The sequence below is a fragment of the Intrasporangium chromatireducens Q5-1 genome, assembly GCF_000576575.1.
Lineage (GTDB): Bacteria > Actinomycetota > Actinomycetes > Actinomycetales > Dermatophilaceae > Intrasporangium_A > Intrasporangium_A chromatireducens.
This window is the reverse complement of record NZ_AWQS01000001.1, coordinates 42,042-67,680: the sequence shown is the minus strand read 5'-3', so window position 1 is coordinate 67,680 and position 25,639 is coordinate 42,042. Positions and strand designations below refer to the sequence as shown.

The 25,639-nt window shown below is 67.1% G+C and carries 11 protein-coding genes; 8 read left to right on the top strand and 3 right to left on the bottom strand.

The window, feature by feature from the left end; translation table 11 throughout:
• Window positions 1-9: 9 nt before the first annotated feature.
• The 3 genes from N864_RS00220 to N864_RS00210 all read right to left on the bottom strand — a co-directional run bounded on the left by N864_RS00220 (window position 10) and on the right by N864_RS00210 (window position 5,570).
• Window positions 10-2,940, bottom strand: a complete 2,931-nt coding sequence (locus N864_RS00220) for a DEAD/DEAH box helicase (protein ID WP_155892743.1) — start codon at window positions 2,938-2,940, stop codon at window positions 10-12.
• A gap of 261 nt (window positions 2,941-3,201) precedes the next feature.
• On the bottom strand, window positions 3,202-3,600 hold the full coding sequence (locus N864_RS00215; protein WP_034711956.1) for a hypothetical protein: 399 nt from the start codon (window positions 3,598-3,600) through the stop codon (window positions 3,202-3,204).
• Between the two features lie 101 nt (window positions 3,601-3,701).
• Window positions 3,702-5,570 carry a DUF2075 domain-containing protein gene (locus tag N864_RS00210; protein WP_034711991.1) on the bottom strand — a complete coding sequence of 623 codons (1,869 nt, stop codon included), beginning with the start codon at window positions 5,568-5,570 and terminating at the stop codon, window positions 3,702-3,704.
• 233 nt (window positions 5,571-5,803) lie between these two features.
• Here N864_RS00210 and N864_RS24440 point away from each other — a divergent pair, with 233 nt between their 5' ends.
• From N864_RS24440 to N864_RS00180, 8 genes are all read left to right on the top strand, one after another.
• Window positions 5,804-6,118 (top strand): GTPase domain-containing protein, encoded by a 315-nt coding sequence (locus N864_RS24440; RefSeq protein WP_155892742.1) that lies wholly within the window; start codon window positions 5,804-5,806, stop codon window positions 6,116-6,118.
• Between the two features lie 741 nt (window positions 6,119-6,859).
• On the top strand, window positions 6,860-7,663 hold the full coding sequence (locus N864_RS24435; protein ID WP_155892741.1) for a hypothetical protein: 804 nt from the start codon (window positions 6,860-6,862) through the stop codon (window positions 7,661-7,663).
• A gap of 90 nt (window positions 7,664-7,753) precedes the next feature.
• Entirely contained in the window at window positions 7,754-12,007 is a 4,254-nt protein-coding gene (pglW, locus tag N864_RS00205) for a BREX system serine/threonine kinase PglW (RefSeq protein WP_051517991.1), read from the top strand.
• Window positions 12,008-12,032: 25 nt separating this feature from the next.
• Complete coding sequence (gene pglX, locus N864_RS00200) at window positions 12,033-15,617, top strand: BREX-2 system adenine-specific DNA-methyltransferase PglX (protein ID WP_034711954.1); 3,585 nt, start codon at window positions 12,033-12,035, stop codon at window positions 15,615-15,617.
• Window positions 15,614-19,336: a BREX-2 system ATPase PglY family protein gene (locus tag N864_RS00195; protein WP_034711951.1), complete on the top strand. Its 3,723-nt coding sequence runs from the start codon at window positions 15,614-15,616 to the stop codon at window positions 19,334-19,336. The genes pglX and N864_RS00195 overlap by 4 nt, the downstream gene beginning before the upstream one ends.
• A complete protein-coding gene (gene pglZ / locus N864_RS00190) occupies window positions 19,333-22,140 on the top strand; it encodes a BREX-2 system phosphatase PglZ (protein WP_034711948.1) in 2,808 nt (935 codons plus the stop codon). Before N864_RS00195 ends, pglZ begins: the two co-directional genes overlap by 4 nt.
• The gene (gene brxD / locus N864_RS00185; protein ID WP_034711946.1) at window positions 22,137-23,477 is read left to right on the top strand and encodes a BREX system ATP-binding protein BrxD; all 1,341 of its coding nucleotides are present in this window, start codon (window positions 22,137-22,139) and stop codon (window positions 23,475-23,477) included. Before pglZ ends, brxD begins: the two co-directional genes overlap by 4 nt.
• On the top strand, window positions 23,470-25,635 hold the full coding sequence (locus tag N864_RS00180; protein ID WP_051517989.1) for a DEAD/DEAH box helicase: 2,166 nt from the start codon (window positions 23,470-23,472) through the stop codon (window positions 25,633-25,635). Before brxD ends, N864_RS00180 begins: the two co-directional genes overlap by 8 nt.
• The last annotated feature ends 4 nt before the right edge of the window (window positions 25,636-25,639 follow it).

Sequence of the window (25,639 nt, the reverse complement as noted above, 5' to 3'; positions counted from 1 at the left end):
CCTTGTCGGTCACCCGCAGTACCGACACACCCCGTCGAGCCACGGAAGTCCGTCAGTGCTTCGGTAGTACCAAAGCGTCTGAGGGTGGCCACACGCAAGCACGGAGTCCGTCTCCCCTGCTGTCATTTTCGGATCATGCTTTCTCTTGGCGAGCCGGAGGAGAACCGCCGCAAAGTCCCGAGACTCTGACATCACCCAAGGTCCGGCCGGATCAGTAGCAAGTAGGGGGTCACCGCAACTCGCCACCCTTGATCCACAGAGCGCGAAACTCTCAACGGCGTGCTCCAGGTAGCGCACGCTGACGCCAACCGCCTGTAGTGCATGTGCGGCACGATGGCCAGTCGCAGTTATGGGAGTGACCGTTCTCAGGTAGATCTGCGTCCCCCGGCGATGCGCCTGCGCCAGCAGTTCGAGTATCTCAGGCGACACGGGGTCGGGGAGGGAAGGAGTCCACAGCATCGCCATCTGTGCTCCCGCTTCGAGGACCCAACCAAGGGGCGGCCGGTCCTGGTGGCTGTGTTCTTCCGCTGCCGTCGTTGCAGTACTCCGGATGACGTCGCAGGCGTCAACGAGGGCGCCCGCCTTCATTGCGTCCCTCAGGACCCTCATCGAGGTCGAGTCGAACCCGAGGCCGGCCCGCATAGATGACACGTCGGCGAGGATGATCAGCTGCTCACGCGCCCTGGAGATTGCTACGTTGACCAGGCGGGAGCCCTCTTCCCACGTCTTGGAGTCGGAGAACCAGGGCACCTTGCTAAGACGCCCGCCCGACGCGAGAGTGGCATCCCAGAGGATGACATCACGTTCGCCACCTTGGAATCGGTGCACGGTAGACGCGGCGCGATGCTCGTCGTCGCGACCCACGACGGAGCGGAGCAAAGCGGATTGAGGGGCAAAGGGGCTGATCAGCCCGAGGCTGGTCTCCTCCGGCAACGCATCGACCAGAACCTGAGCAATTTGTGCATGAATAGGGTTGTACCGAGAGCGGATGCCTGAAGCTCGTGCCATCCAGGGCCGAAGCTTGGAGGTATCGACCACTACAACAGGTCCAGCCTCCGGCAGCGCGACCGCAACCGCGGGTCGGGACATCACGAGGTCGCTGGTAATCAACGGGTTCTCGGAATATGCGGCATTGGAGACCAGATCCGCGACTGCCGGTCGCATGCGGTGCTGTTGTCGCAACGCCACTAGATTGGGTCTTGTTGAGTGCCTGGAGACTTCAAGCGGGATGCCCGCGTGCTCAAAAATGCTGCGGGCCAGCCACTTTTGCGCTACCGGTGATTCACTCTGATGGATTGGCCCCAGCTGCCTGAAGTCGCCTGCCACGACGACCCGCTTGTCGCTAAGACCCGCCGCAATGAGCGCGAGGTCGGCCGACACCATGCTGGCCTCATCGATGACCACACAATCGAACCGCTGGCCTTGGAGCCGCCGCAGGTACGCCTGATGGACCGTGGCGAACAGGACCGACGCTTGCTCGTAGGTCGCGACCTCGAGCCGGTCAAGCATCTCTCTGAGCAGATGCCTCCGCTCAACGAGATAGCCGACCTTAGGAACCGTCGCCCGGTCCTGGTCGAAGTACTTATCTCGCCGGCGCGCTATTGCGTGGAGCGCCGTGTCGGAGTCATCGTCCTCTCCGTCATACCGGCCATCGATCTTCCGAATCGCTGCGAGATTCCGAGCACGGAGCGACTTCAGCTCGGCCTCACATTGCTGCAAAGCTGTCGCGATAGCCTCGCCGCGGCTGGCGCCGATGCCCTCGACCGTCACGGGGGTGGGGAGCCGCTCCACTTCTGCTAGTGCCGCTGGCCCCACACGGACGACGTCGCCCATCCCATAGCCCGGGGTGGTTCGAGCGAACCGCAACAGTGCCGTATCGACGGCAGTGTTCGTATTGGATACAAAGAGGATGCGCTCCCCCCGACGATGCAACTCGTCCAGCAAGACCGCCAGCGTGCTCGTCTTTCCCGTCCCGGGCGGTCCCCACAACCATGACATGGGCGTGCCAAGGGCGATCCTGAGGAAGTGATCCTGCTCCCCGCCCATCCAGTCGAGCCCCGGCCACTTGTCCTGGACGGTAACGACGTCCTCGCTTTTCGCGAGGACCATGTGAATCGTTTCGCCGCTCAGTTCGCTCGTCGCTCGCTGCCCACAGAACTCCTTGCGGCGCTTGAGTAGGAAGGAGGCATCAGCAAGTAACTCACCCTCAGGTGGAGGCGCGGACGATGCTCGCACCCACAGCTGCAGGCGGGCGCCAGCCATGGCCAGGACTTCTGCGTCGAATTCCTTCTCGCCGGCTCGAAGGGCTACTTGTTGCCCCTCGGTCAGCCGCACGTCCCGCTCGACCTCGTAGACAACTACGTATCCGCGGTTGGTCGTCGATAGAACCTGTCCGGCTGTCAGGCGCAGAGTCAGTGTGCTTATTGACTTCCAGACGGCAAGGAGTTCGTCGTCGAGGGCCTGCTGGATCTCCGTCCAGATGTCATCAAGGCTGGGATCGTGGACCGGACCCAGGGCGTCCGCGGCCGGCCGAGAACGGGGTAAGAACTCCGGATGGTCGGCAACCAGTTGACGGACTGAGTCCGGTAGGACGGAGACGTCTATCCCCTGCTGGAGCTGGGGCTTGGGCCTCACAAAGGGAGGCGCAGCCGCCGCTTCCGCTTCCTTCGACGTTGCCTCTGGCCTTCCGCCCGCCGGCGGAGCATCCCCCAACCGCTGGTCCACCTTGCGGGCGCCCGTCGCCTTGGCGCGAGCCACGACTCTCGCCGCTAATAGTTCCTCGGGGAAAGACCAGCCCTTGGCAATCAGCTTCTTGGGCGCGTCTGTCACGGAGTCAGTACGCAGGACGAGGTCAATGGCCCTGTCAATGGTGGGAGGCAGCTTGACGCTGGCTTCGAGGTTGTCTAGGGCGTTATTGGCGGAACCGGCGCGTTCCTGCAAACTCACATCTCCCCCGCTAGTAAGCACCTAGACACGACGGAGTGAGTGCCTCGGCGGTGCAAGGTCGATCTTCGCATGGAAGACGACTCTGCGTTCCCGATTCCCCACCCTGCTGTCGACAACATGGATCAACTTTCCGAAAAGCTTTCCCACACCAAGAAAGTGACGCAAGGAGTCTGAGTTACGCGCATAGGTGCAACCACCATCACGTCAACCTCGGCGGACGCGTTGACATGAACCGGCCAAAGAGTTTTGTATGCGCTAGACGGTGAAGAAGGAAGCGAGAGCCTCCTCACCCGTGCCATGCACGCTGCACCAGCCACCGCGGATGGCAAGTTTCCGGCCCGTCAAGCGTTGCACACCCGCCCATTTCGGTTGCCTCGTCGGGTTGGCGGAGATGAGCTGCATCGGGAAGCGCCAGCGATAACTCTCGCGGTCGTTCCAAGGACTACGGTCAACACTACGGTCGGCCGCTCCGAGCGGCCTCCTGTCGCCCGTCGCGACACACTTCGCGACGAATGAATTGCCGGACTGCCAGAAGTACACGGCGTCACCCTTGGCGACAACCGCGTTGTACTTCGTGTCCCAGAAGCCATGCTGAAGTGCGATGCGCAGATGCTCCTCCTTACCCTCGCGGATCGCGAAGATCCAAGCGGTCATGACGTGCCTCCCGGTGTGACGTTTTCGGGGAGGCCTGTCCTCGGTTGGAAGCCTGTCGATCCGAAGAGTGATGGTTGCGAGTTGCGCCGCCGGATCAACGGCTATGTTCGGACGATGCTCCGCAAGAAGTCTCGGGTCGCGGGGTCCGTGGCGTAGATCGTCACGCTGCGCATCCCGCGCGTCAGGAGCACTTTGTAGACGTTCCGCACTAGGCGATCGAATTGTGCGTCATCGACCTGCGTCCGCTTCATAAGGAGCGGATCCCGGCTACCCTCGCGCACTGTCAGCCACCGGCCCTCCCGCCACACGAAGTCAGGCCCGATGATGACGCCCGCGTGGTCGTACTCGAAACCCTGCGCCGTGTAGATGCAGCCCACCTGCCCGAAACCAGCAGGGTCACTCGCCCACAATGCTGAGGGAGGCGCTCCACCCACACCGCGTTCGCCCTTGACGTTCCAGGGCCGTGACCATCCGTCGATCTGGACGTCCGGCACCAGCGTTCCGTCCGGTCGAGGGTCGCTCCATGGCCAGCAGTAGCCGGCGGCGATCCGCGCGGTGTAGCCGTTGGAGTCGTGCTTGGCTAGGACGTGCTCGAGCTCCTCGGGGCTGTCGGAGACGGAAACATCAAACCCGTCGTCACCGTCCCACTTGACCGGGCCGCCTTCGGCCAGCCCGAGCAGGCGCAGCACCCAGTCGACGTAGAGCTCCGACCCACCGCACCGGAACTGGTCGTTGAGGTTGATGTGCTCGACCCGCAGCCCCAGCGCGGCGGCGTGCGCCTCGATCTCCTCGACGGTGCCCATCTCGCCGGGCCGCACGACCTGGTGCTCGTCGAGCAGGAAGACCGGCACCCGCGCTGCGGAGAGCAGCTCGTGCACCTGCGGCCGCCCGATCGACCGCAGCTCCTTGCGGGTGTAGCGGCTTACCGAAGTCTCCCGGATCCGATGCGCCTCGTCGAGGATAAGGCAGTCGAGGTCGTTCGGCTCCGCGGTCATGAACGAGTTGAAGTAGGTGAAGAGCTTCTGCACCTTCGGCGCGCGCTTCCCGGCCACCCGGCGCAGTGTCTGGGTGAACGACCTCGAGCCGGTCGCGTGCATGACCGTCCGGCCCTGCCGCGACAGCTCGCCCATCAGGGAGAGCGCGATCACCGACTTGCCGCTGCCCGGGCCACCACTCACCACGACGGCGGTCTTCACGTTCGAGCGGCGAGCCCGCTCAACGGCATACATCACGTGCTCGTAAGCGTCCCGCTGCTCGTCAAGCAGCACGAACTGCTCCCGTTGCTGGACCTCCTCAGCCGCGACGGCGAGCAGCTGCTTGCTCGGCGCGATCTTGCTGCGCAGCAGCATGTCCGCAGCGTCGGCGCCGCTCTCACCGGGGGCGAAGTGCTCGCGCAGGTAGTCGACGAACGCGCCGCGTCGCTCACCGGTGAAGAGCCGTATGCCGTTGGGTGGGGTCAACTCGAAGAGGTCCGACACCGCGTGGTCCGTCGCGTTGTGGAGGTATGCCGCTCCGGCCAGCGAGTGCGAATGGTCGGCCAGGTAGGTTGCGAAGTCTGCGAGGTAGTCGCAGTAGCCGGCAACCTGCAGGGATGGGTGGGTGACGGAGCGGTGTCCGTAGCCATCGACCCGAACGAGGTGTTCACTGTCCTCGAACTGCTCCGCCGAGCTCCACTGCTTGAGCTCGACGACCAGATATGACGGGTCGCCGGTCTTGGGATGCCGGCCAGCGAGGACGACGTCGGCACGCTTGCTCGTGAGCGGCAGCTGGTACTCGATCAGCATCTCGACGGCACCCAGTCCAGCCGAGACGAGGTCGGCGCGGAGGACTGGGAGGCTCCGCTGCCAGGACTTCACCTCACCCGGGGCGGGCCGGTGGCCGGTCTGGATCGACATCTGCTCGGATAGGTGGTCAGCGAGGCGGAGCTCAAGAGCGGAGAAGCCCTCGACGGAGGTGCGTAGCAGATGCACGAAAAGGTCCCCAGGCAGCACGAAGTAACTCGTGCGGGTGGGGGCATGTCCGTGCAGGAAGCCCGTCGGGCCGCAATGACATCGTCACTCTAGCCATGCCTACTAGGACGCACGCCGCGCCACGAGACACTAAGCGTCTAACGCCAGCCATCCTCGGCCTACCGGTTGAAACGCACCCTAGCAACGCCAGCCGTGACAGACTGGCCGCGCCAGTGCCAGTTACTAGGAGCACCATGCCCATCCCACTCATCGTCGCCGTCGCCGCTGCAGCCCTGGCCGCGGCGGGCCTCTTAGGCAAGTCCCTTGTTGACGCGGCCCGGGGAAAACAGATCGTTGTGCTCGGGCCGCGAATGACGGGGAAGTCAACACTGACCGACTTTCTACATACGGGACAAATACGCCGCCAATACATACCAACGCAGGCGCGACGAGAGTTCAAGTGTGACGTGAAGCTCGAGACGGTTGGGCTCAAGTTGAAGATCATAGACTTTTCAGGGGATAAGAGCGCATGGAAAGATGCCCGTGAAAAGGCCCGCAACGCCGACTAACCACTGTTCCTTGCGTCCTGGCGTCAGTTGATGGATGAGAGGCCGTCGAGCGCAGCACCTCACCACAGCCCGAAGGATCTGACTCGCCGGGCCGCGGACCAAGTCGGGTCTTGGAATCCTAAGAACCGACCCATCCTTATCATCACTCACGCAGGCTTCGCGGACGCAGAAGTTCGTGGCGAAATCGAATCGCACACGACGGTTCGAGACCTGAAACGGTTACTCCGCGCAGATAAAGTCTATGCTGCAAATTTGATGGATGAGGCGGAGATCAGCAGATTGGGTATCAGCATTCTGGAGACATTCAAGTGAAGTCTATAGCCCTCTGGACTCAGTTGAGAGACCCATCGGCGCCCGACGTGATTGAGATCGATGGCAGACGCACTTCGCATGCGGAGGAAGCGGAAAGGTCGCAGGTCGTCGCACACATCTCGTCACTTGCGCAATCCCGACGCGCCTCACGGCTCCTTCCCAACGGATTTATCGCTCGAAGACGTGGTGAAACCGTCGTAGAGTTCTCCCTAAACTCTGCATCTCCGAACGAAGAGTTCCGGCCGTCTATCACGATGTTGATCAATCGCTATGGCCTTGCACACGAGAGCAAGGACTCGCTAGCTGCACGGATAACCCGATTCGCTGAGTCCGTGGGGGCCACTATCGATACCGCCCACATCCAAGACATTGCAGCGACGATCAAGGAGAGCGAGCCACGGGGATGCTTCCCCTTTCGATGGAGAAGAGATGCCTGAGTTTCAATCACTCCCGGCCCAACCCCGTCGCCGCCGAGTCATTTGGGTTCTAGATCCTCTACACACGGATCAGATCGACTTGGAGGACGGCCGTGAGATCGCGCGGCGCCCCGAATTAGCGATCCTGGAATCCGGCGCCCAGGAATACACCGACGCTCTAGTTCGCTCCCTTGATCGGGCTGGACTCATCCAAGCCGGGAACGTTCTTTTGCAGAGCCCCTTCTCGGAAAACTACTACGAGTTGGTCGATAACGCGTCGAGGGCTTTTGCTCTCGAGAAGTACACACTTCTGTCCCACTTGGCACAACTCTTGGGTGCGGTCAGTGTGACGGTTGATGCCATCGAGAACACCCGCACTGGCGAGCGCACTGAAATCCAAGCTGACGGCACATTGGTGGGGAGAGGAGTCAAGACCAATGTGAGGTCTGATTCCACGGCCGACTTGAGCAGAGCATTCCGCCTTTTTGATGAGTTCCCTGGCTCTGACCCAGACATTGAGCTAGCCAGAGCATTTTTGGAAGACCATGCGCTATCCCAAGACGGAGAGTTGGCCAATCTGATCAGGTCCCGCGATGTACCACACAACCGGATGGAACATCGGACCCTGACGGTCGACTTGAGTAGCGAGTCTCAGCGCACTCTCGATGTTGCTGCAAGCATCTCGGTCCCGAAATTTGCGAACATAAAGACTGATGTTAAACGGATCGCCAGCCAAGCAGAGCGACTGAAGGTGACCTACACCATCCGATTCACGGCGTCGGGATCCAAGGGTACGTCTCGAAGGCCCCGCGGCTGACATAGGAGTCGGGCCTGGTCCTGTCCGCCTGGGAGGGTATTGTCCCGAATGCTGGGGTCAGTGAGCGAGAACTCGGGGAGAGCAACCAACATGGCGACAGGGGGTCACGACCGCTGGGTCGAGGTGTCGCCGTCGCAGTTCACGCACGAGACGGAGGGCCTCAACCTCGTCAAGGCGCTCCTGCCCGACGAGTCACCCTTCCGCGCCTGGTCGAACTTCGAGTTCCGCGACTCTCGCGGCCGGTGGCACGAGGTCGACCTCCTGGTCCTCGGCCGCAGCAGACTCCACCTTGTCGAGCTCAAGTACTACTCCGGTCGCCTCACGGGGGACGACCACACTTGGCTCCGCCCGGGCAAGCGCGCCGAGGACTCACCCCTCAAGCTCGCTCGCCGCAAGGCCCAGTACCTGGCGTCAAAGCTCACCGATGCCCTTTACGACTGGGGCAAGGAGCAGGGCACGAAGATCACCGACTCCAAGCTGATCGTTCCGTTCATCCAGGAGTCGGTCTTCCTCCACCACCCCGACATCGTCTGCGACCTACCGCCTAGCAGCGCCATCGGTCTCTATGGCATCGACGACCTGACCGACAGGACCCACCTCCCGGGCATCTCTGAGCGGCTGCTCGAGGAGCCGCACAAACAGGCGATCGGCCCGAACCAGGAGGAGATCCTCGCCGCCCTCATGAAGCGGATCGGTCTCGTCCAGCGCCGTGAGCGCACCGCTGGCTCGTGGACCATCACGGCCCAGCCCCTCGCGGCGGGCGAGGGCTGGCAGGAGTGGCTCGCGCACCACAAGGTCGCCCAACAGCAGCGTGCCCGGATCCGCTTCCACGTCGTTCCCGAGGGGGCACCCCAGAGCGAAACGGTCAAGGTCGCGAGAACCCTCGAGCACGAGTACCAGCTCATGGGCCGCCTCCAGCACGACGGCATCATGCGGCCGAAGGACCTGGTCCAGTCCGAGCTCGGCACCGGCCTCGTCTATGACTACGACGAGTCGTGGCAGCGCCTCGACCTCTGGATGGCCGACCAGCCGCACGGCGTCTCGCTGACGACCCAACTGTCGATTATTCGCCAGATCGGCGAGGCGCTTCAGTACGCCCATGCCAACAAGGTCGTCCACCGCGAGCTGTCCCCACGCTGCATCTGGGTCAAGGACATCGCTGGCACCGGCGAGGTCAAGATCCGGGTGGGCGGCTGGGCCGGCGCCGGCATGGCCGACCCCGCCAGCTTGACCCACACGACTCTCCAAGGCGTCACGACCCTCAAGGGCGCCGAGCAGGCTGCCCTCGCAGCGCAGCCGGACAGCAGCTCCGAGTCGCGCTGGACCGAAGCCTTCCAGGCTCCCGAGGGCGCATGGAGCCAGGCGGCAGACCGCGTCCGCATCGACGTCTTCGGCCTCGGGGCTCTCTCCTTCTACGTCATCGCCCAGCGCGCGGCCGCCGGCACCCCTGCTGAGCTCAACACGCGACTGGCCGCCCAGCAAGGGCTCGACCTCTCCGTCGAGCTGCCCCAGGTGCCGAGCGAGCTCCGGAGTCTCGTCCTCGGCGCCACCCAGCCGGCACCGACCAAGCGCACCGGTGACATCCACACCTTCCTCACCCTGCTCGACAAAGCGGAGCAGGCAGCCCTTCGCCCCGAGGAGTCGGCCACCGACCCCCTCGAGGCGACCCCCGGCGCACCCCTCAGCGACCGCTTCACGCTCCGGCGCCGACTGGGTCAGGGCTCGACCGCAGTCGGACTGCTCGTCACCGACCACGACGCTCCTGCCAACGCACCCGACCGCGTCCTCAAGGTCGCGCTCCACGACGACGCCGCCAAGCGCCTCCACGCCGAGGCGGACACCCTCAGGGCGCTCAACAACCCGCGCATCGTCAAGCTCGTCGAGGGCCCGATCACCGTGGGCGGCCGCGAGGCGCTCCTGCTGGAGAGCGCCGGTGAGCAGACTCTGGGCAACGAGCTGCTGAGCCGCACTCGACTGTCGCTCGACCTGCTCGAGCGTTACGGCACCGAGCTGCTCGACGCCGTCGTGGCCCTCGACAAGGCAGGCGTCGACCACCGCGACATCAAGCCCTCCAACCTGGGCATCCGCGAGGGCCGCGGCGACCGCACCAAGCACCTCGTCCTCTTCGACTTCTCACTCAGCGGCGCCGCCGCCTCAGCGACGAGCGCAGGCACCCCGCCCTACCTGGATCCCTTCCTCACCGGCAAGCGCGCACACTTCGACTCTGCAGCCGAGCGGTATGCCGCTGCCGTCGTCCTCTTCGAGATGGCGACCGGGCAGACGCCCACCTACGGCGACGACCCGAACGCAAAGCCCGACACCATCCCGGATGACGCCACCATCCGGCACGACATGTTCGACCCCGCCATCGCTGACCTGCTGGTCGCCTTCTTCACCACGGCCCTTGCTCGGAGCGCGAAGGCGCGCCACCAGACGGCCGAGGAGATGCGGCAGGCGTGGCGGGCGATCTTCACGACCGACGCGACGACTGCCCCCGACGAGACCGCTGACGCCCAGGCTGCCGCGGCGACCCTCGACACCCCGCTGCCCGAGTCCGGCCTCACCGCCCGCGCCCTCTCGGCGCTCGAGCCTGAGCGCATTGCGACCGTCGGCGAGCTCCTCGCGATCGACCCGGTGCGCATCTCGCGCCTCCGCGGCGTGGCCAACTCCACGCGGCTGCAGATCACGCGCCGGATGAAGGAGTGGCGCAAGCGACTCGGCGACGTCGCCGCGCCAAAGTCGCCAGCCGACCGTGCCGCCGCCGACGACACGATCGAGGCAGCCGCAGAGCGCCTCCTCCAAGCAGCCACCGGGACCGGTGTCACCTCGCACGCGCAGATGACCCGTGTGCTGCTCGGCTACGGCACGACCGTCGACGCGCTCGCGACCCAAGCGGCCCTCGCCGCACACCTGCCCGACCCGGTCAGCCCGGCCCGCGCCGGCCAGATCCTCGCCGAGCTGCAGAGCACCTGGGCCTCCGACCAGACGACCCGCGCGATCCTCGAGCGCCTCGTCACCATCTTCATGGGGGCTCTCGCCGACCATGGCAACGTCCTGACCGCTGCCGAGGCATCGACCGCCATCGAGCGCTCCTTCCGTGGCGACGCCGACGACCCGCGCCCCGACCACCGGCTCGCCTCCGGGCTGCTTCGGATCGCCATGGAGCGGGTGCGGGAGCTGCGCCGCATCGACGAGGACGCCCTGCCCGCGACCTTCATCCGTCGCCGCGACCGCTACATCCTCATCGCCCACGACCAGTCGCTGCTCGACCTGGCCGAGGACGCCGGCCGAGCAGCAGACGACCTCATCGCGCGCGCGGCCGAACCTGTGCAGGCCTTCGTCCCAGCCGCGCGGGTGAACGAGCGGCTCCGTCCCATCCTCGACTCCGCGACGCTCACCGAGATCCCCGACGCACTCAACGGTGCAACGCCTCTGGCCCATCTCGCGGCCGCCGTGAGTGAGAACGCTGCCGCCACCGCCGCCGGCGACCTCCACCACCGCGACCTCAGCCCAACCGTTGCCCTGCGGCTGTCCTTCGGCGAGGTCACCAAGGACCAGGCGCTCTCCCCCGACGAGATCCGCCGCCGCGTGCAGGTGCGCTTCCCCGGGCTCGCTCCGCTCCCGCAGCGGCCGCGCCTCGACGCGCTGATCCGCGAAGCCGGGCTCGACCTGCTGTATGACGATGCCCGCCGCGTCTTCCGCTCGCCGACCCACACGGGTGACACGACGGGCCTCGAGTCGCGTCACTCGACGATCGACGTGCGCTCCCTGCCGATCACGAGCCAGAGCGACCTGGGGCGCCGCGTCGAGGAGTCTCTGCGCACGCGGTCCTTCCTCGCGCTCGGGGTCCCCGCCAGCCGTCTCGACCGCTTCCAGCAGGGGGTCGCCAGCCGGTATGCCGCTCACCTCGTCGACATCACGGGTGTCCTTCTCGACGCCCTTCGTTCGCAGGCGGCGAGGTCAGGGGTGCCATGGGACATGGTCCTGGCCGCCGATGCCGAGGTGCCGACGAGCCGCGCGGCGCAGGGTCTGGGTGCTCTGGTCAAGCAGGCGTGGCCCGGTGTCACTGCCGCCGTGGAGGATGCTCTCGCCGCGGAAGGGGACGGTCCGGTCGTGCTGGCCGACGCCGCCCCGCTGGCTCGTTACGACAACATGGCGCTGCTGGCTCGCTGGACCGACCTCGGCACGGCGCGGGCCCGCGCGGTCTGGCTCGTCGTGCCGCAGCTCGGGGCCAACCGCGGCTCGGTGCTCGATGGGCAGCCGGTTCCCCTGGCCGCGCCGACCCAGTTTGTGACTGTTGACCCAGAATGGGTCGACGGGCTGACCGCCGCTGCCGTGCAGTGACCGTGATGGAGAAGGAGTTGCCGGGGTGCCAATCTCCCCTGATCTGACGAGGGACCTCAAGAAGGTCGTCCTCTCTCTCGAGGACGACCTGCGTCAGCGGGTCGAGTCCCAGCCTGACGTTCTCCACGCATGGCAAGGGCATCACCGCGACGCCACCGCGAAGGAGCGGACGGCCCTGTCGTGGCAGGCCTGGCGCGACGACCGGATCACCCAGGTCGCTGTCGCGTGGGTGCTGACCACCGTCTTCATCCGGTTCTGTGAGGACAACGGCCTGCTGAGCAAGGTGTGGCTGGCCGGTCCGCCTGAGCGTCGCCAGGAGGCGCTCGATGCGGAGCTCGCCTACTTCCGCGCCAACCCCGAGCACACCGCCCGGGAGTGGATCCTGCAGGCGGTCGAGCACCTTCGCATGGTGAAGGCCACTCAGGCACTGGTCGACGAGCACTCGGCCCTTTGGCTGGTCAGCCCGTCGGGTCAGGCCGCCAAGGACCTCGTCGACTTCTGGCGGGCCAAGACCGACGACGGTGACCTGGTCCGAGACTTCACCGACAGTGGCCTTTCGACGGGTAGTGACCTTTCGACGGTTGGTGGCCTCTCGACGCGGTTCCTGGGGGACCTGTACCAGGACCTGTCGGACTACGCGAAGAAGACGTTCGCGCTGCTCCAGACGCCGGAGTTCGTCGAGGAGTTCATCCTCGACCAGACCATGGAGCCAGCCCTCGCCGAGCGACCCCTCGACGGCTTCACCCTGATCGACCCGACATGCGGCTCGGGGCACTTCCTGCTCGGCGCCTTCGCCCGGCTCAATGACCGGTGGGCGACACACGCGCCGGGCCTCGAGGTCCAGGCGCGCGTGCAGAAGGCGCTCGACGCGATCCACGGCGTCGACCTCAACCCGTTCGCAGTGGCCATCGCACGGTTCCGGCTCATCGTCGCGGCACTCCAGGCGTGCGGGTTGCGGTCCCTCGAGGATGCGCCCGGATTCAAGCTGAACCTCGCTGCCGGTGACTCGCTGCTCCACGGCGGACACCAGCTGTCGCTGCAGTTCGATGGCTTCGACGCTGACTCCGAGATCAGCGGATTCGCCTATGCGACAGAGGACCTCGACGCGCTGCGGCAGATCCTGACGCCGAGCAACTATGACGTCGTCGTTGGGAACCCGCCCTACATCACGGTCAAGGACAAGACGCTCAACGCCCGGTATCGCGAGCTGTACTCGACGTGCAAGGGCACGTATGCGCTGACGGTGCCGTTCATGGAGCGATTCTTCGAACTGGCCAAGCGTCGCAAGGGAGACCAGCCCGCCGGGTGGACGGGGCAGATCACGTCGAACTCGTTCATGAAGCGGGAGTTCGGCTCGAAGCTCATCGAGGAGTTCCTCGCCAAGCAGGACCTCCGGCTCGTTGTCGATACGTCGGGCGCCTACATTCCCGGCCACGGTACGCCGACGGTGATCCTCGTGGGACGGCCACAAACACCGGTCGGCGAAACCGTCAGGGCAGTGCTGGGCGTCCGCGGCGAACCTGGTCAGCCGAAGGATCCGGCCAAGGGCCTCGTCTGGACCCAAATCGTTGAGAACATCGAGCGTGCAGATTTCGATGGTGACTACGTCAGCATTGCCGACCTCGCTCGGTCCGCCCTGTCCGCTCACCCGTGGAGCCTCACGGGCGGCGGATCATCGGACCTGCTTGACCGGATCAACGCTGGTCGGCAAAGCCTAGGAGACGTCGTCCTCCTGATCGGACGCACTTGCCACACCGGCTCTGACGATGCCTACTTCGGGGCCCCAGGGTCTTGGAGCCGGGCCACGGTCCCCGCGTCGTTCATCAAGCCCCTTGTAACCGGCGACGTCGTTCGTGACTACGCGCTCAGTCCACACACGGAGACGCTCTTTCCTTACGACGCCACATACAAGGCATCCCTCGAGAACACTGCAGTTGCCCGCCTTCTCTGGCGAAATCGCGCTGGCCTCGCCGAGCGGCGGGAACCGGGTGGGACTCACGCAGAGATTGGACTCACTTGGTTCGAATTCAGCAGGTGGCACCCCGAGCGGTTCAACATCCCGCTTGGCATCGCGATGGCGTTTGTGGCGACGCACAACCACTTCGTGCTCGACCGGGGCGGGAAGGTGTTCAAACAGTCGGCGCCGGTCATCAAGCTGCCGAAGGAAGCGACGGAGGACGACCACCTCGCCCTTCTCGGCGTCCTCAACTCGTCGACGGCCTGCTTCTGGCTCAAGCAAAACAGCCACAACAAAGGCAATGGTGGAATCGGTGGCGGCATCGGCGACGAAGATTGGGAGCCCCGATACGAGTTCACTGGCACGACGCTTCAAGACTTTCCGTTGACCAGCCGCCTACCGCTCGAGAGCGGCCGGCTAATGGACTTGTTGGCCCAGGACTTGGCTGCGTCGACGCCGGCTGCCGTTGCAGAATCAGACGTGCCAACCAGCGACGCACTTGCCGCGGCACAGAAGCAGTACCAGGCCCTGCGTGGACGGATGATCGCGCAGCAGGAAGAGCTCGACTGGGAGGTCTACCGGCTCTACGGCCTCATCGACGAGGATCTGACCTACTCCGGTGACGTTCCCGAGGTGTCCCTCGGCGAGCGCGCCTTCGAGATCGCCTTGGCCCGCAAGGTCGCAGCCGGTGACGAGCAGACGGCGTGGTTCTCACGCCACGGCTCGACGTCGATCACCGAGATCCCCGCCCACTGGCCCGCTGACTACCACGAGCTCGTCCAGCGTCGGCTCGACCTCATCGAGTCCGACAAGTTCATCCGCCTCCTCGAGAAGCCCGAGCACAAGCGCCGCTGGGTGAGCGAGCCGTGGGACAAGCAGGTCGACAAGGCGCTTCGCACGTGGCTGCTCGACCGACTCGAGGACCGGACGTACTGGTTCGACCAGAGTGGCCGGCCGATGCCGAAGTCGATCGGGCAGCTCGCCGACCTCGTGGCCCGCGACGCCGACCTGGTCAGAGTTCTCGAGCTGTGGTCCGGCAAGCGCGACCAGTCCCTCACGACCTCCCTGGGGGCGCTGCTCACCGACGAAGCGGTGCCGTACCTCGCGGCATACCGGCTCAAGGACTCCGGCCTGCGCAAGCGGGAGGCGTGGGAGCACACCTGGCACCTGCAGCGCAAGGAGGACGCCGGCACCCTCACCGACGCCGAGAGGCCAATTCCCGTCCCGCCGAAGTACACCAACGCCGACTTCCGCAAGGCCTCGTGGTGGCAGGCCCGGGGCAAGCTCGACGTGCCCAAGGAACGCTTCATCCTCTATCCGGACGCGGGCCGCGAGACGGACCCGACCCTCGTTCTCGGCTGGGCCGGCTGGGACCACGCCCAGCAGTTCCTGGCTCTGGCCACCCTCATCGGCGAGCGCCAGGCCGAGGGCTGGGACGACGACCGCCTGGTCCCCCTCGTCGCGGGCCTCGCCGAGCTGCAACCCTGGGTGCGGCAGTGGCACGACGAGATCGACCCGACCTACGGCGTCAACATGGCCGACTTCTGCGAGGAGCAGCTCCGTGACCGCGCCAGCCAGGTGGGCAAGACGATCGACCAGCTGAAAGCCTGGCGCCCGGCCGCATCACCTCGAGGCAGGAAGCCGCGATCATGACACTGCTCAAAGACGTCATCCGGATCCCGGAGCACACCGGGGCGGAGGACTACGTCCTGCGGCTGACTGACTCCGTGGGCCACTCCGCGGCGGAGTCGACGATCGCGAACTACGTCGTCACGCCTGCGCTCGCAGCAGCCTTCGACCAGGCCCTGGGCCTGGTTGGGGAGGCGGTCACCTCCGGGGTCAGCCGCGGCGCGTTCCTCGCTGGCTCGTTCGGGTCCGGTAAGTCGCACTTCATGGCAGTGCTCCATGCGCTGCTGACGCACGAGCCGGCGGCCCGGGCTCAGCAGGACCTCCAGGTCGTCATCGCCAAGCACGACCCGGACCTCGAGGGGCGCAAGATCCTCCCCCTCGCCTTCCACCTGCTCGGCGCCAAGAGCCTCGAGCAGGCGCTCTTCGACGGCTACCTGCGGCAGGTCAAAGCCCTGCACCCCGACGCACCGCTGCCGGCCGTGCACAAGTCGGATGCACTCCTCGCGGACGCGGACCGGCTGCGGTCGCGCCTCGGCGACGACGAGTTCTTCGCGGGACTCAACAAGAACGCTGCCTCAGCACCCGATGACGTGTGGGGCGGCGTGCTCAACACCGGCACGTGGAACGCCGAGTCCTACGGCCTCGCCCGCTCGTTGGATCCGTCATCGGAGGAGCGCCAGCAGCTCGCGAGCGCCCTCGTCGACACGTACTTCGGGGCCTACACGCAGCAGGCGGAGTTCGTCGACATCGACACCGGGCTCGCCGCAATCGCCCGCCACGCAAAAGCCCTCGGGTATGACGCCGTCGTGCTCTTCCTCGACGAGCTCGTGCTGTGGCTCGCCTTCCAGGTCTCGAACAAGGAGTTCTTCGCGCGGGAGGCGCAGAAGCTGACCAAGCTCGTCGAGTCGTCGACGGGCGTTCGCGACATCCCCCTCATCTCCTTCGTCGCGCGCCAGATGGACCTGCGGCGTTGGTTCGCCGACTCGGGCGCAAGCGGCGCAGAGCAGGAGGCCCTCGACCGGGCCTTCAAGCACCAGGAGGGCCGCTTCGCCACGATCAAGCTCGGCGACGAGAACCTGCCCTACGTCGCGAGCAAGCGGCTGCTCCGACCCAAGGACGAGCACGCCAAGCAGGTCATCGCCGACGCCTTCGAGCGGATCGACCGCAACCCGCGGGTCTGGGACGTGCTGCTCGACGGCGTCAACACCGACGACAGCCACCGCGGCGCCGACGAGAAGGCGTTCCGTCTCACCTATCCCTTCTCGCCCGCGCTCGTGTCGACGCTCCGTGCCCTCGCCTCGGTGATGCAGCGCGAGCGCACCGCGCTCAAGGTCATGCAGCAGATGCTCGTCGACCAGCGCGAGACCCTCACGGTCGACAGCGTCATCCCGGTCGGCGACTCCTTCGACTACATCGTCCGAGGCAACCAGGTCCTCGACGCCGACGCGGCCGCCCTCTTCAAGTCGGCGAACAAGCTCTACTCGGAGAAGCTGCAGCGGCTCCTGCGCGAGCAGCACAACGTCACCGAAGCGCAACTGCGCGACGCACCCGAGACGGTGTCAGCGGCATACCGCTCCGACGACCGGCTCGCCAAGACGCTGCTGCTCTCTGCCGTCGCGCCGAACGTGCCCGCGCTCAAGTCGCTGACCGGCGCCAGACTCGCGTCGCTCAACCACGGGTCGATCCTGTCCCCGCTGCCCGGCAACGAGGCGAGCGTCGTGCTCTCCAAGGTGCGCACGTGGGCCAGGGACGTGCCCGAGATCCGCATCGACGGCGCCGGCGCCAACCCGACCGTCCGGGTGCAGCTGTCCGACGTCGACTACGAGTCGATCGTCGACCGGGCCAAGGGCGAGGACAACGAGGGTCGCCGGCGCGAGCTCGTCAAGACGCTCGTTGCGGAGAGCCTCGGCATCGACCTCGACAAGCCCGACATCCAAGGCGCCTACGAGCACGAGGTCATCTGGCGCGGGACGCGGCGCAAGGTCGACGTCATCTTCGGCAACGTCCGCGACAGCAGCTGGCTCTCCGAGGACCACTTCCGCGCCAACCCCGGCAGCTGGCGCCTCGTCATCGACCACCCCTTCGACGAGCAGGGACACTCGACGAGCGAGGACCTCGAGCGACTCGAGGGCATGATCGCCCGTGACTTCCAGTCACGCACCATCGTCTGGCTCCCCTACTTCCTCGCGCCGGAGAAGGTCACCGAGCTGAGCCGGCTCGTCATCCTCGGCTGGCTCCTCGAAGGGTCCGGCGAGCGCTGGCAGGCGCACGCCGACCACCTGAGCGAGACCGATCGTGCGCTGGCGCGCAACATCCTCGAGTCGCATCGCAGCACGCTGCGGCGCAGCCTCGAGGACGCGATCCAGCAGGCGTATGGCGCCGCGAGCCGTCGACCCAACACGCTCCTCGACGACCCGGGTCATGACCGGATCCTCGTCTCCCTCGACCGGGAGTTCGTGCCGCAGCGGCCGGTCGGCGCGACGCTCGGTGACGCGTTCCGGCACCTCGTCGAGCAGGCCTATGACGCGACCTATCCGGGGCACCCGCACTTCGAGCCGGGCGACGTCGAGATCCGGCTGCCGCAGCTGCGGGCGGTCGCCGCGCACGTGCACCGGGCCGTTGCCGACAAGGAGAAGCGGGTCGAGTATCAAGGCGACCAGGCGAGCGTTCGGCGTATCGCCGGGCCGCTCGGTGTCGGCACGGCCTCCGAGATGTACTACATCCTCGGCGACGACCGCTTCACCCCGTGGAGCCAGGAGCTCGAGCGGGCGCTCGGGCGACGCCAGCAGGAGAGCGGCGTCTCACCGGATGACCCGGTGACCGTGGCCGAGATGCGCTCGTGGATCGATGCGGTGACGCCGGCCAAGGGTCTCGTGACTCCGATGAGCGACCTCGTCATCATCACGTGGGCCGCGCTGCGGCAACGTGCGTGGTTCAACCATGGCTCTGCTCTGCCTGCTGCTCCCGAGCCGGGGCAGTTGCAGCCCAGCATGGAGCTGCGCTCGCAGCCGATGCCAACGCAGGCGGAGTGGACTGACGCGACAGCGGCGGCGGCTCAGCTCTTCGGGGTGCACGGCGCGTCCTTCCTCACCGCGCCCGGAGTCGCCGACTTCGTCGGTCAGGTCAGGACGCGCGCGACCACGCTCGCGCAGGTGCAGCCAGATCTCGTCACGGCCATCGAGGTGGCGAACGAGCGAGTCGGCATCGATGCGGGCGACGCCACCGATCGGTTGACCACAGCCCGTCGGACCGCAGAGCTGGTCCAGCAGCTGCGGAACCTTGACGGCGTGGCCCTCGTGCAGCGCATCGCCACGGCCGGATTCGGCACGGGCGCAGCCGCTGCCGGCAAGTCACTGTCGTCGGCCGAAGCGGTGACGATGGCACTTCGGAGCTTCGAGTGGGACCGGCTCGCTCCAGTGCGTCAGGCCATGCAGGGTGAGGGCGAGGAGTCCGACACCGCTGCTGGCATTGTCCAAAGACTGCAGAAGGCGATCGGCGGCGACGAGATCGTATCGGCGGCAGCGACCGCTCTTGGGCAAGCCGATCGTGAGATCTTCGAGTGGCTCGCCCGCAGAAGGCCACCCAAGCCTGACCCGACTCCACCTCCCCTCGATTCCAGCATCCGTGGGAACGCCCGACGGGCACCGGGCGCGAGCAACGATGAGCTGCTGCGCCAGGTGCGGCAGTTCCTCGAGAGCCACGGCGACCGAGAGGTGGACGTCAGCTGGCAGGTGCGCGAGTGACCGTCACGACGAGCTCGGTGCTGCCGGTCGACCGGCCGATGCTGTTGGCGATCATCGACATCGTCAAACGGAGCAAATACCCCTCGGGCATCATCGGGGTCCTTGGTCGCCCAGACTCGGCTCAGGACACCGAGCTGACCCACGAGGGCCAACGGGTCGTCATCCGCGCTGCGGGGTCGGCCCTGGCCGCGCGGGAGGTGCTGCGTGAGCACCGTGACGGCGACTGGACGGTCATCGTGACCGACCGCTCCGAGCACGATCTCGGGGCCGGCGTCCTCGCGCACTTGGTCGGCAACAACCTGCGCCGCCCCAATGCATGGGAGGCCATCCGCCAGTCGTTCTCGGCCACCGGGGTCGCGCCCTCGCTGACGAAGGTCCGGAACGGTCGTGAGGTCGCCACCGGACTGCTGGCTGCGAAGCCGGCAACTGGCTGGCCACCGGCCCCGGCCGGAGTCCTCACGCGCGCGCATGCCTTCTCGAGCGTGGCCCGCGAGCACCTGGGTCTGGTCGGCGACGTCATCGACGCCATCACCGTTCTCAACTGGTCGGTGCCTCCGCAGTCGATGGGCGCCCTTGAAAGGCTGCGTGAGGACTTCGGCGACGCGCTCGCCGACGCCATGCTCGACTGGGTCGCCGAGAGCACCGGACCCGCGGAGACACCCGTTCGGCGCATCATTCAGCACTCCTCGGTCCACGACCTCGTGCCAATCGGCTTGGCTCTCAGCGTCATCGGCTCGCCACACCTCGATGCCGGCGAGTCTCAAGTCGCGGCACTGGCCAGGGTGCGGCTCGAGCCACTGCTCGGCAAGCCGTTGCCCTCGGCTGACGCTCTGTCCGCCCTCGGCTCCGCCGCCGTGGCGGTCGTGTCAGAGCTGGCCCGCAACGACCGGAACGACGCCCATGTCGAGCGGATCCTGCAGCGCGCTGACCAGCACCTCGCCGACCTCGACGCGGCCTCGCTCACCATCCACTCGGACCTGCTCGCGAGTGGCTTCCGGAGGCGGCTCGCCCTGCTCGGCGCCACCCTGCGTCGAGGCGTCGCAGCGCTCGGCGGACCGAGTGAACCAGCGGCAACAGAGGCGATCGAGAAGGCCTGGCGTCTCTGCGAACGCCACCGCCTCGCGCAGCGACACCGCCCCTCGGGCGAGGTCGTCGCCTTCCGCTCCGCCGTCCGGCTCTGGCGGTGGCTGGTCTCTCCGGAGCTGCCGGATGACGCCGCGCTGGTCGAGCACGTGCGATCCCACCTCGACCATGGCGCTTGGGCCGATGCCGCGATCAACGATGTCGACACTGGCGTCGACGACGAGGAGCTGTCGACAGCCCTTCACCTCGTCTACGACGCGGCGGTGGCCCGCCGGCAGCGTGAGGAGCACGGCTTCGCCCGTCGGCTGGCCCAGGCGGTGAGCTCTGACCTGAACCCTGCCGCGGCATCAGAGGGACTGCCGGCCCCGGTGTGGAACCTCGAGGCGCTCATGTCCGGGCTCGTCATGCCGATGGCCAAGAAGACGCCAACGCTGCTGCTCGTCATGGACGGCATGAGCGCTGCCGCGGCCACCGAGATCATCGCGGACGCGACCGGGTCGCTCGGCTGGGTCGAAGCCGGGGCATCGCAAGGCGCGAGCCGACGGGCAGGCGCCCTGGCCGTGCTGCCCTCGCTCACCGAGGTGAGCCGGGCCTCACTGCTGTGCGGCACGCTCACGCGGGGTGGCCAGGATGTCGAGCGTGCTGGCTATGCAGAGCTGACACAGAGGGCAGGCAAGATCAGCGCCGCCCTCTTCCACAAGAAGGGCGTCGACACGACCAGACCCGGCGCCCTCGTCGCCGACGGAGTCGGTGCCGCCATCGACGACCGAGAGGGGACGAGGCTCGTCACCGTCGTGCTCAACAGCATCGACGACGCGCTCGACCGCAGCGACCCCGTCGGCAAGGTGTGGGCCACCGACGAGGTCAAGCACCTCTCGGCGCTGCTCAGCCGGGCCCGCGCCGCCGGCCGCACGGTGATCATGACCGCCGACCACGGTCACGTCGTCGAGCGGCGACGTGGCGACCAACGGCCATCGGCCGACCTCACAAGCGGCCGGTCCCGCGGCACTTCCGCCCCCGCCCAGGATGACGAGGTGCTTGTCATCGGCCGGCGCGTCCTTACTGACGACCACAGCGCGATCCTCGCGGTGCGCGAGGGCCTGCGCTACGGGCCACTCAAGGCCGGATACCACGGTGGGGCAAGCGCCCAGGAGGTCGTCGTCCCCGTCGTGGTGCTGCTGCCCGACGACAAGACTAACGACCTAGGGCTGCCGCTCCTTGCACCTCAGGAGCCGCTGTGGTGGTCGACCGCAAACGCCCTCGTGACTGCCGGGGCGCCGGCTGCGCCTGATCTGCGGAGCGAGCTGAGCGGCATACCTTCTCGTGGCGGAAAGGGACCCGTCGACCACGGTCCGACGCTCTTCGACGAGCCCGCGGACGCGCCGGCCGACGGAGCCCGCGTTAGCGAGTCGGTGGGCGCCAAGGTCTGCGCCACCGACGTCTACGCGGCACAGCGAAAGACCCTGCCGCGATTGGCGATCCGGGACGACCAGGTGCGGTCGTTGCTCGATGCGCTCAGCAGCGCCTCCGGGGCTCGCCTGTCGCGCACCGTCGTCGCGACGACCCTCGGCGTGCCGGCCTTCCGCGTCGACGGCGCACTGAGTCAGGTGCGTCAGCTGCTCAACGTCGAGGGCTACAACGTCGTCGGCGTCGACGCCGACGGGCAGACCGTCGTGCTCGACCAACGGTTGCTCCGCGAGCAGTTCGGGGTGAGCGCATGACGATGGAGGTGTCGAACCGTCGACGGACCGAGGTGATCGGCGCCCTGCGCCGCGGGACCGTGCCGGAGGCGGGTCTCGACCTGCTCGCTGTCGGGCTCGACCGCTACACGCCGGCTCTTGATGGTGAGCTCGAGACGGTCGCGGGCGGTGGCTCGGTCTTCAAGGCCATCCGCGGCGACTACGGCGCTGGCAAGACGTTCTTCACGCGGCATCTCTCCGAGCGCGCGCTCAAGCAGGGGTTCGCCGCGGCGGAGGTGCAGATCTCCGAGACAGAAACGCCGCTGCACCGGCTCGAGACGGTGTATCGCCGGATCACCGAATCGCTCCGGACCTCCTCGGTGCAGCCCAGCGCCTTCCGGCAGATCCTCGACTCGTGGCTCTTCACGCTCGAGTCGGACGCCATTGAGGCCGACCCATCATTGGGCTTCGCCGACGAGTCCTCCATGACCGCAGCAGTCGACGCCTTGCTCGAGCGCCGGCTGGCTGCGGTCAGCTCACGCACCCCGGTCTTCGCCCAGGCGCTGCGCGGGTATCGGCGCGCCGTCGTCGGCGGGGACGCCGCCGCAGCCGACGGCCTCGCCGCATGGATGGGTGGCCAACCGCAAGTGGCCGCCTCTGCGAAGCGCTCCGCCGGCATCCGAGGCGAGCTCGACCACTTCGGCGCGATGGGGTTCTTGCAGGGGCTGCTCACCGTGCTGCGCGACGCCGGCCATCCCGGGCTCGTGCTCGTCCTCGACGAGGTCGAGACGCTGCAGCGCGTGCGCGGCGATGTGCGGGACAAGGCGTTCAACGCGCTGCGACAGCTCATCGACGAGGTCGACGCCGGACGCTTCCCGGGGCTCTACCTGCTCATCACGGGGACACCGGCCTTCTTCGAGGGTCCGTCCGGTGTGCCGCGGCTGCCCCCGCTCGCACAGCGGCTCGCGACCGACTTCACCACCGACCCACGCTTCGACAACCCCCGGGCCGTGCAGATCCGCCTGCCGGGCTTCGACCACTCCTCGCTCGTCTCGCTCGGGGTGAAGGTGAGAGACCTGTATGCCGGCGGCTCGCCCCACGAGTCGAGGGTGCGGACTCACGTCGATGACGGGTATGTCGCTGAGCTCGCAGGCGCGGTCGCTGGCCGGCTGGGTGGCCGGGTCGGCGTCGCACCCCGGGTGTTCCTCAAGAAGCTCGTCGCGGACGTGCTCGACCGGGTTGATGTGTATGACGACTTCGACCCGCGGCAGCACTATGCGCTGACGGTGAACACCAGCGAGCTGACGATGGAGGAGCGGACGGCAGGCGCTGGCGGGTCCCTGGACGACATCGTCCTCGACATCGGCGCCGATGACTGACGTGGCGTCCGGCACGTCGTCGGAGCTGGCGGCCTTCGACCGGCTTCATCCGGTCGTGCAGCACCACGTGGTCAACGCCCTGGGCTGGTCCGGCCTGCGACCCTTGCAGGCGGCCGCCGTGGAGCCTGTCCTTCGCGGGGAGGACTGCCTGCTCATCGCGCCGACAGCCGGGGGCAAGACGGAGGCGGCGCTCTTCCCGCTGCTGACCCGGATGGAGCACGAGGCCTGGACCGGTCTGTCCGTGCTCTACGTCTGCCCGCTCAAGGCACTGCTCAACAATCTGGAACCGAGAGTTGCCGCGTATGCCGCGTGGCTGGGCCGGGCGGCCCAAGTCCGGCATGGCGACACCGGTGCAGGTGACCGCAAACGACAGGCGGTCAACCGTCCCTCAATCCTGCTGACAACCCCCGAGTCGCTGGAAGCGATGCTCGTCTCGCGGCTGCTCGACGCGGAGCACATGTTCCGGGACCTGCAGGCCGTCGTCGTCGACGAGGTCCACGCCTTCGCCGGGGACGACCGGGGCTGGCACCTGCTTGCTGTGCTCGAACGGCTGAGTTCCGTTGCGGGACGGCCGTTGCAGCGGATCGGTCTGTCCGCCACGGTCGGCAATCCGGAGGCGCTGCTTTCATGGTTGCAGGGGGGCCGACACTCGGCGGCCCGGCCGCGGTCGGTCGTGGCACCTGCTGTCGAGAGCGCTGGAGCGCCCGAGCTCTCACTCGACTACGTCGGGAACGTCAGGAACGCCGCGAAGGTCTTGAGCGGCATACATCTGGGTGAGAAGCGGCTCGTCTTCGCGGACTCGCGCAAGACGGTGGAGTCGCTCGCCGTGGAGCTGCGCGCGCTCGAGGTCGAGACGTTCGTGTCCCACTCGTCGCTGTCGCTCGACGAGCGGCGCCGGGCGGAGTCCGCCTTCGCGACGGCGCGCGACTGCGTCATCGTGTCGACCTCGACTCTCGAGCTCGGGATCGACGTCGGCGACCTCGATCGAGTGATCCAGCTCGGGGCCCCTGCGACCGTCGCGTCGGTGCTCCAGCGACTCGGACGGACCGGGCGGCGTCCTGGGACGTCACGAAACATGACGTTCCTTGGAGTCGAAGACGAGGACTTCCTCCGGGCCGCCGGACTGTTGTTGCTGTTGGGTGAGGGGTTCGTCGAGCCGGTCGTAGCGCCGCCATCTCCGCTGCACATCGCTGCACAGCAGCTCCTCGGGACGGCGCTGCAAAAGGGCCGGATCTCCCTTGAGGATGAGGCCGCATGGATGGAGCACCTGGGCCTGGCCGGGGGCGATGAGCTCGAGTCGATCGGCCGGTGGCTCGTCGCGACGGAACACCTCGACGTCGACCAAGGGCTGGCGTTCGTCGGGCCGACGGCGGAGGCGCGGTATGGACGGCGCAACTTCATGGAGCTGCTGGCCGTCTTCACCGCCGCGCCGGAGCTGACGGTGCTGCATGGCCGACGGGAGGTCGGCAGCATCGACCCGATGCTGTTGGTGACGAAGGCGGCTGGCCCGCGGGTCATCGCGCTGGCCGGCCGACCATGGGAGGTCAAGCACGTCGACTGGCGTCGGCGGCGGGCCCACGTCGAGCCGAGCGATCGGGCGGGGCGATCCGCGTGGATGGGTGAACCCCGGGCCTACTCGTTCGAGCTGTCGAATGCGATCCGTCGGGTGCTGCTCGGGGCCACCCCGTCCGGGGTGGTGCTGTCGACGCGTGCGGTGGCCCGGCTCGAGGCGCTGCGCGCGCAGTATGCGCATCGGGTGTCCGAGGACGCGAGGGTGGTCGCAGAGGAGGACGGGCGCGTCCGATGGTGGACGTTCGCGGGGATGCGAGCCAACGCGGTGCTGACCGCTGCGCTCGGCCTGGTGGCACCGGAGCTCCTCGACGAGTGGAGCGCGGGGAACCTCAATGTGCCATTGCGGTCCGACGCGACGGCGGGCGCTGTAGCGTCCGCGCTGCGGGCGGCGCGGGCTGTTGCGGGCGACGACCTGGCCGGCGCGGTGCCGCCTGTGAGCGAGCAGGCGCTGAGGAAGCTCAAGTTCGCCGAGCTGCTTCCACAGGAGCTGGCAGTGGCGACCTTGGCGTCTCGGAATGGCGATCATCCGGGCGCAGAGGTCGTCGCCTGCACCCCCCTCGTCAGCCCTTCGAGCGATATCTCGTGAACCC

Excerpts from the sequence above, each read along its gene's own strand:
- N864_RS00215 (WP_034711956.1), bottom strand. The coding sequence starts at position 3,600 with ATGACCGCTTGGATCTTCGCGATCCGCGAGGGTAAGGAGGAGCATCTG.
- N864_RS24440 (WP_155892742.1), top strand. The coding sequence starts at position 5,804 with ATGCCCATCCCACTCATCGTCGCCGTCGCCGCTGCAGCCCTGGCCGCG.
- N864_RS24435 (WP_155892741.1), top strand. The coding sequence starts at position 6,860 with ATGCCTGAGTTTCAATCACTCCCGGCCCAACCCCGTCGCCGCCGAGTC.
- pglW (WP_051517991.1), top strand. The coding sequence starts at position 7,754 with ATGGCGACAGGGGGTCACGACCGCTGGGTCGAGGTGTCGCCGTCGCAG.
- N864_RS00195 (WP_034711951.1), top strand. The coding sequence starts at position 15,614 with ATGACACTGCTCAAAGACGTCATCCGGATCCCGGAGCACACCGGGGCG.
- brxD (WP_034711946.1), top strand. The coding sequence starts at position 22,137 with ATGACGATGGAGGTGTCGAACCGTCGACGGACCGAGGTGATCGGCGCC.
- N864_RS00180 (WP_051517989.1), top strand. The coding sequence starts at position 23,470 with ATGACTGACGTGGCGTCCGGCACGTCGTCGGAGCTGGCGGCCTTCGAC.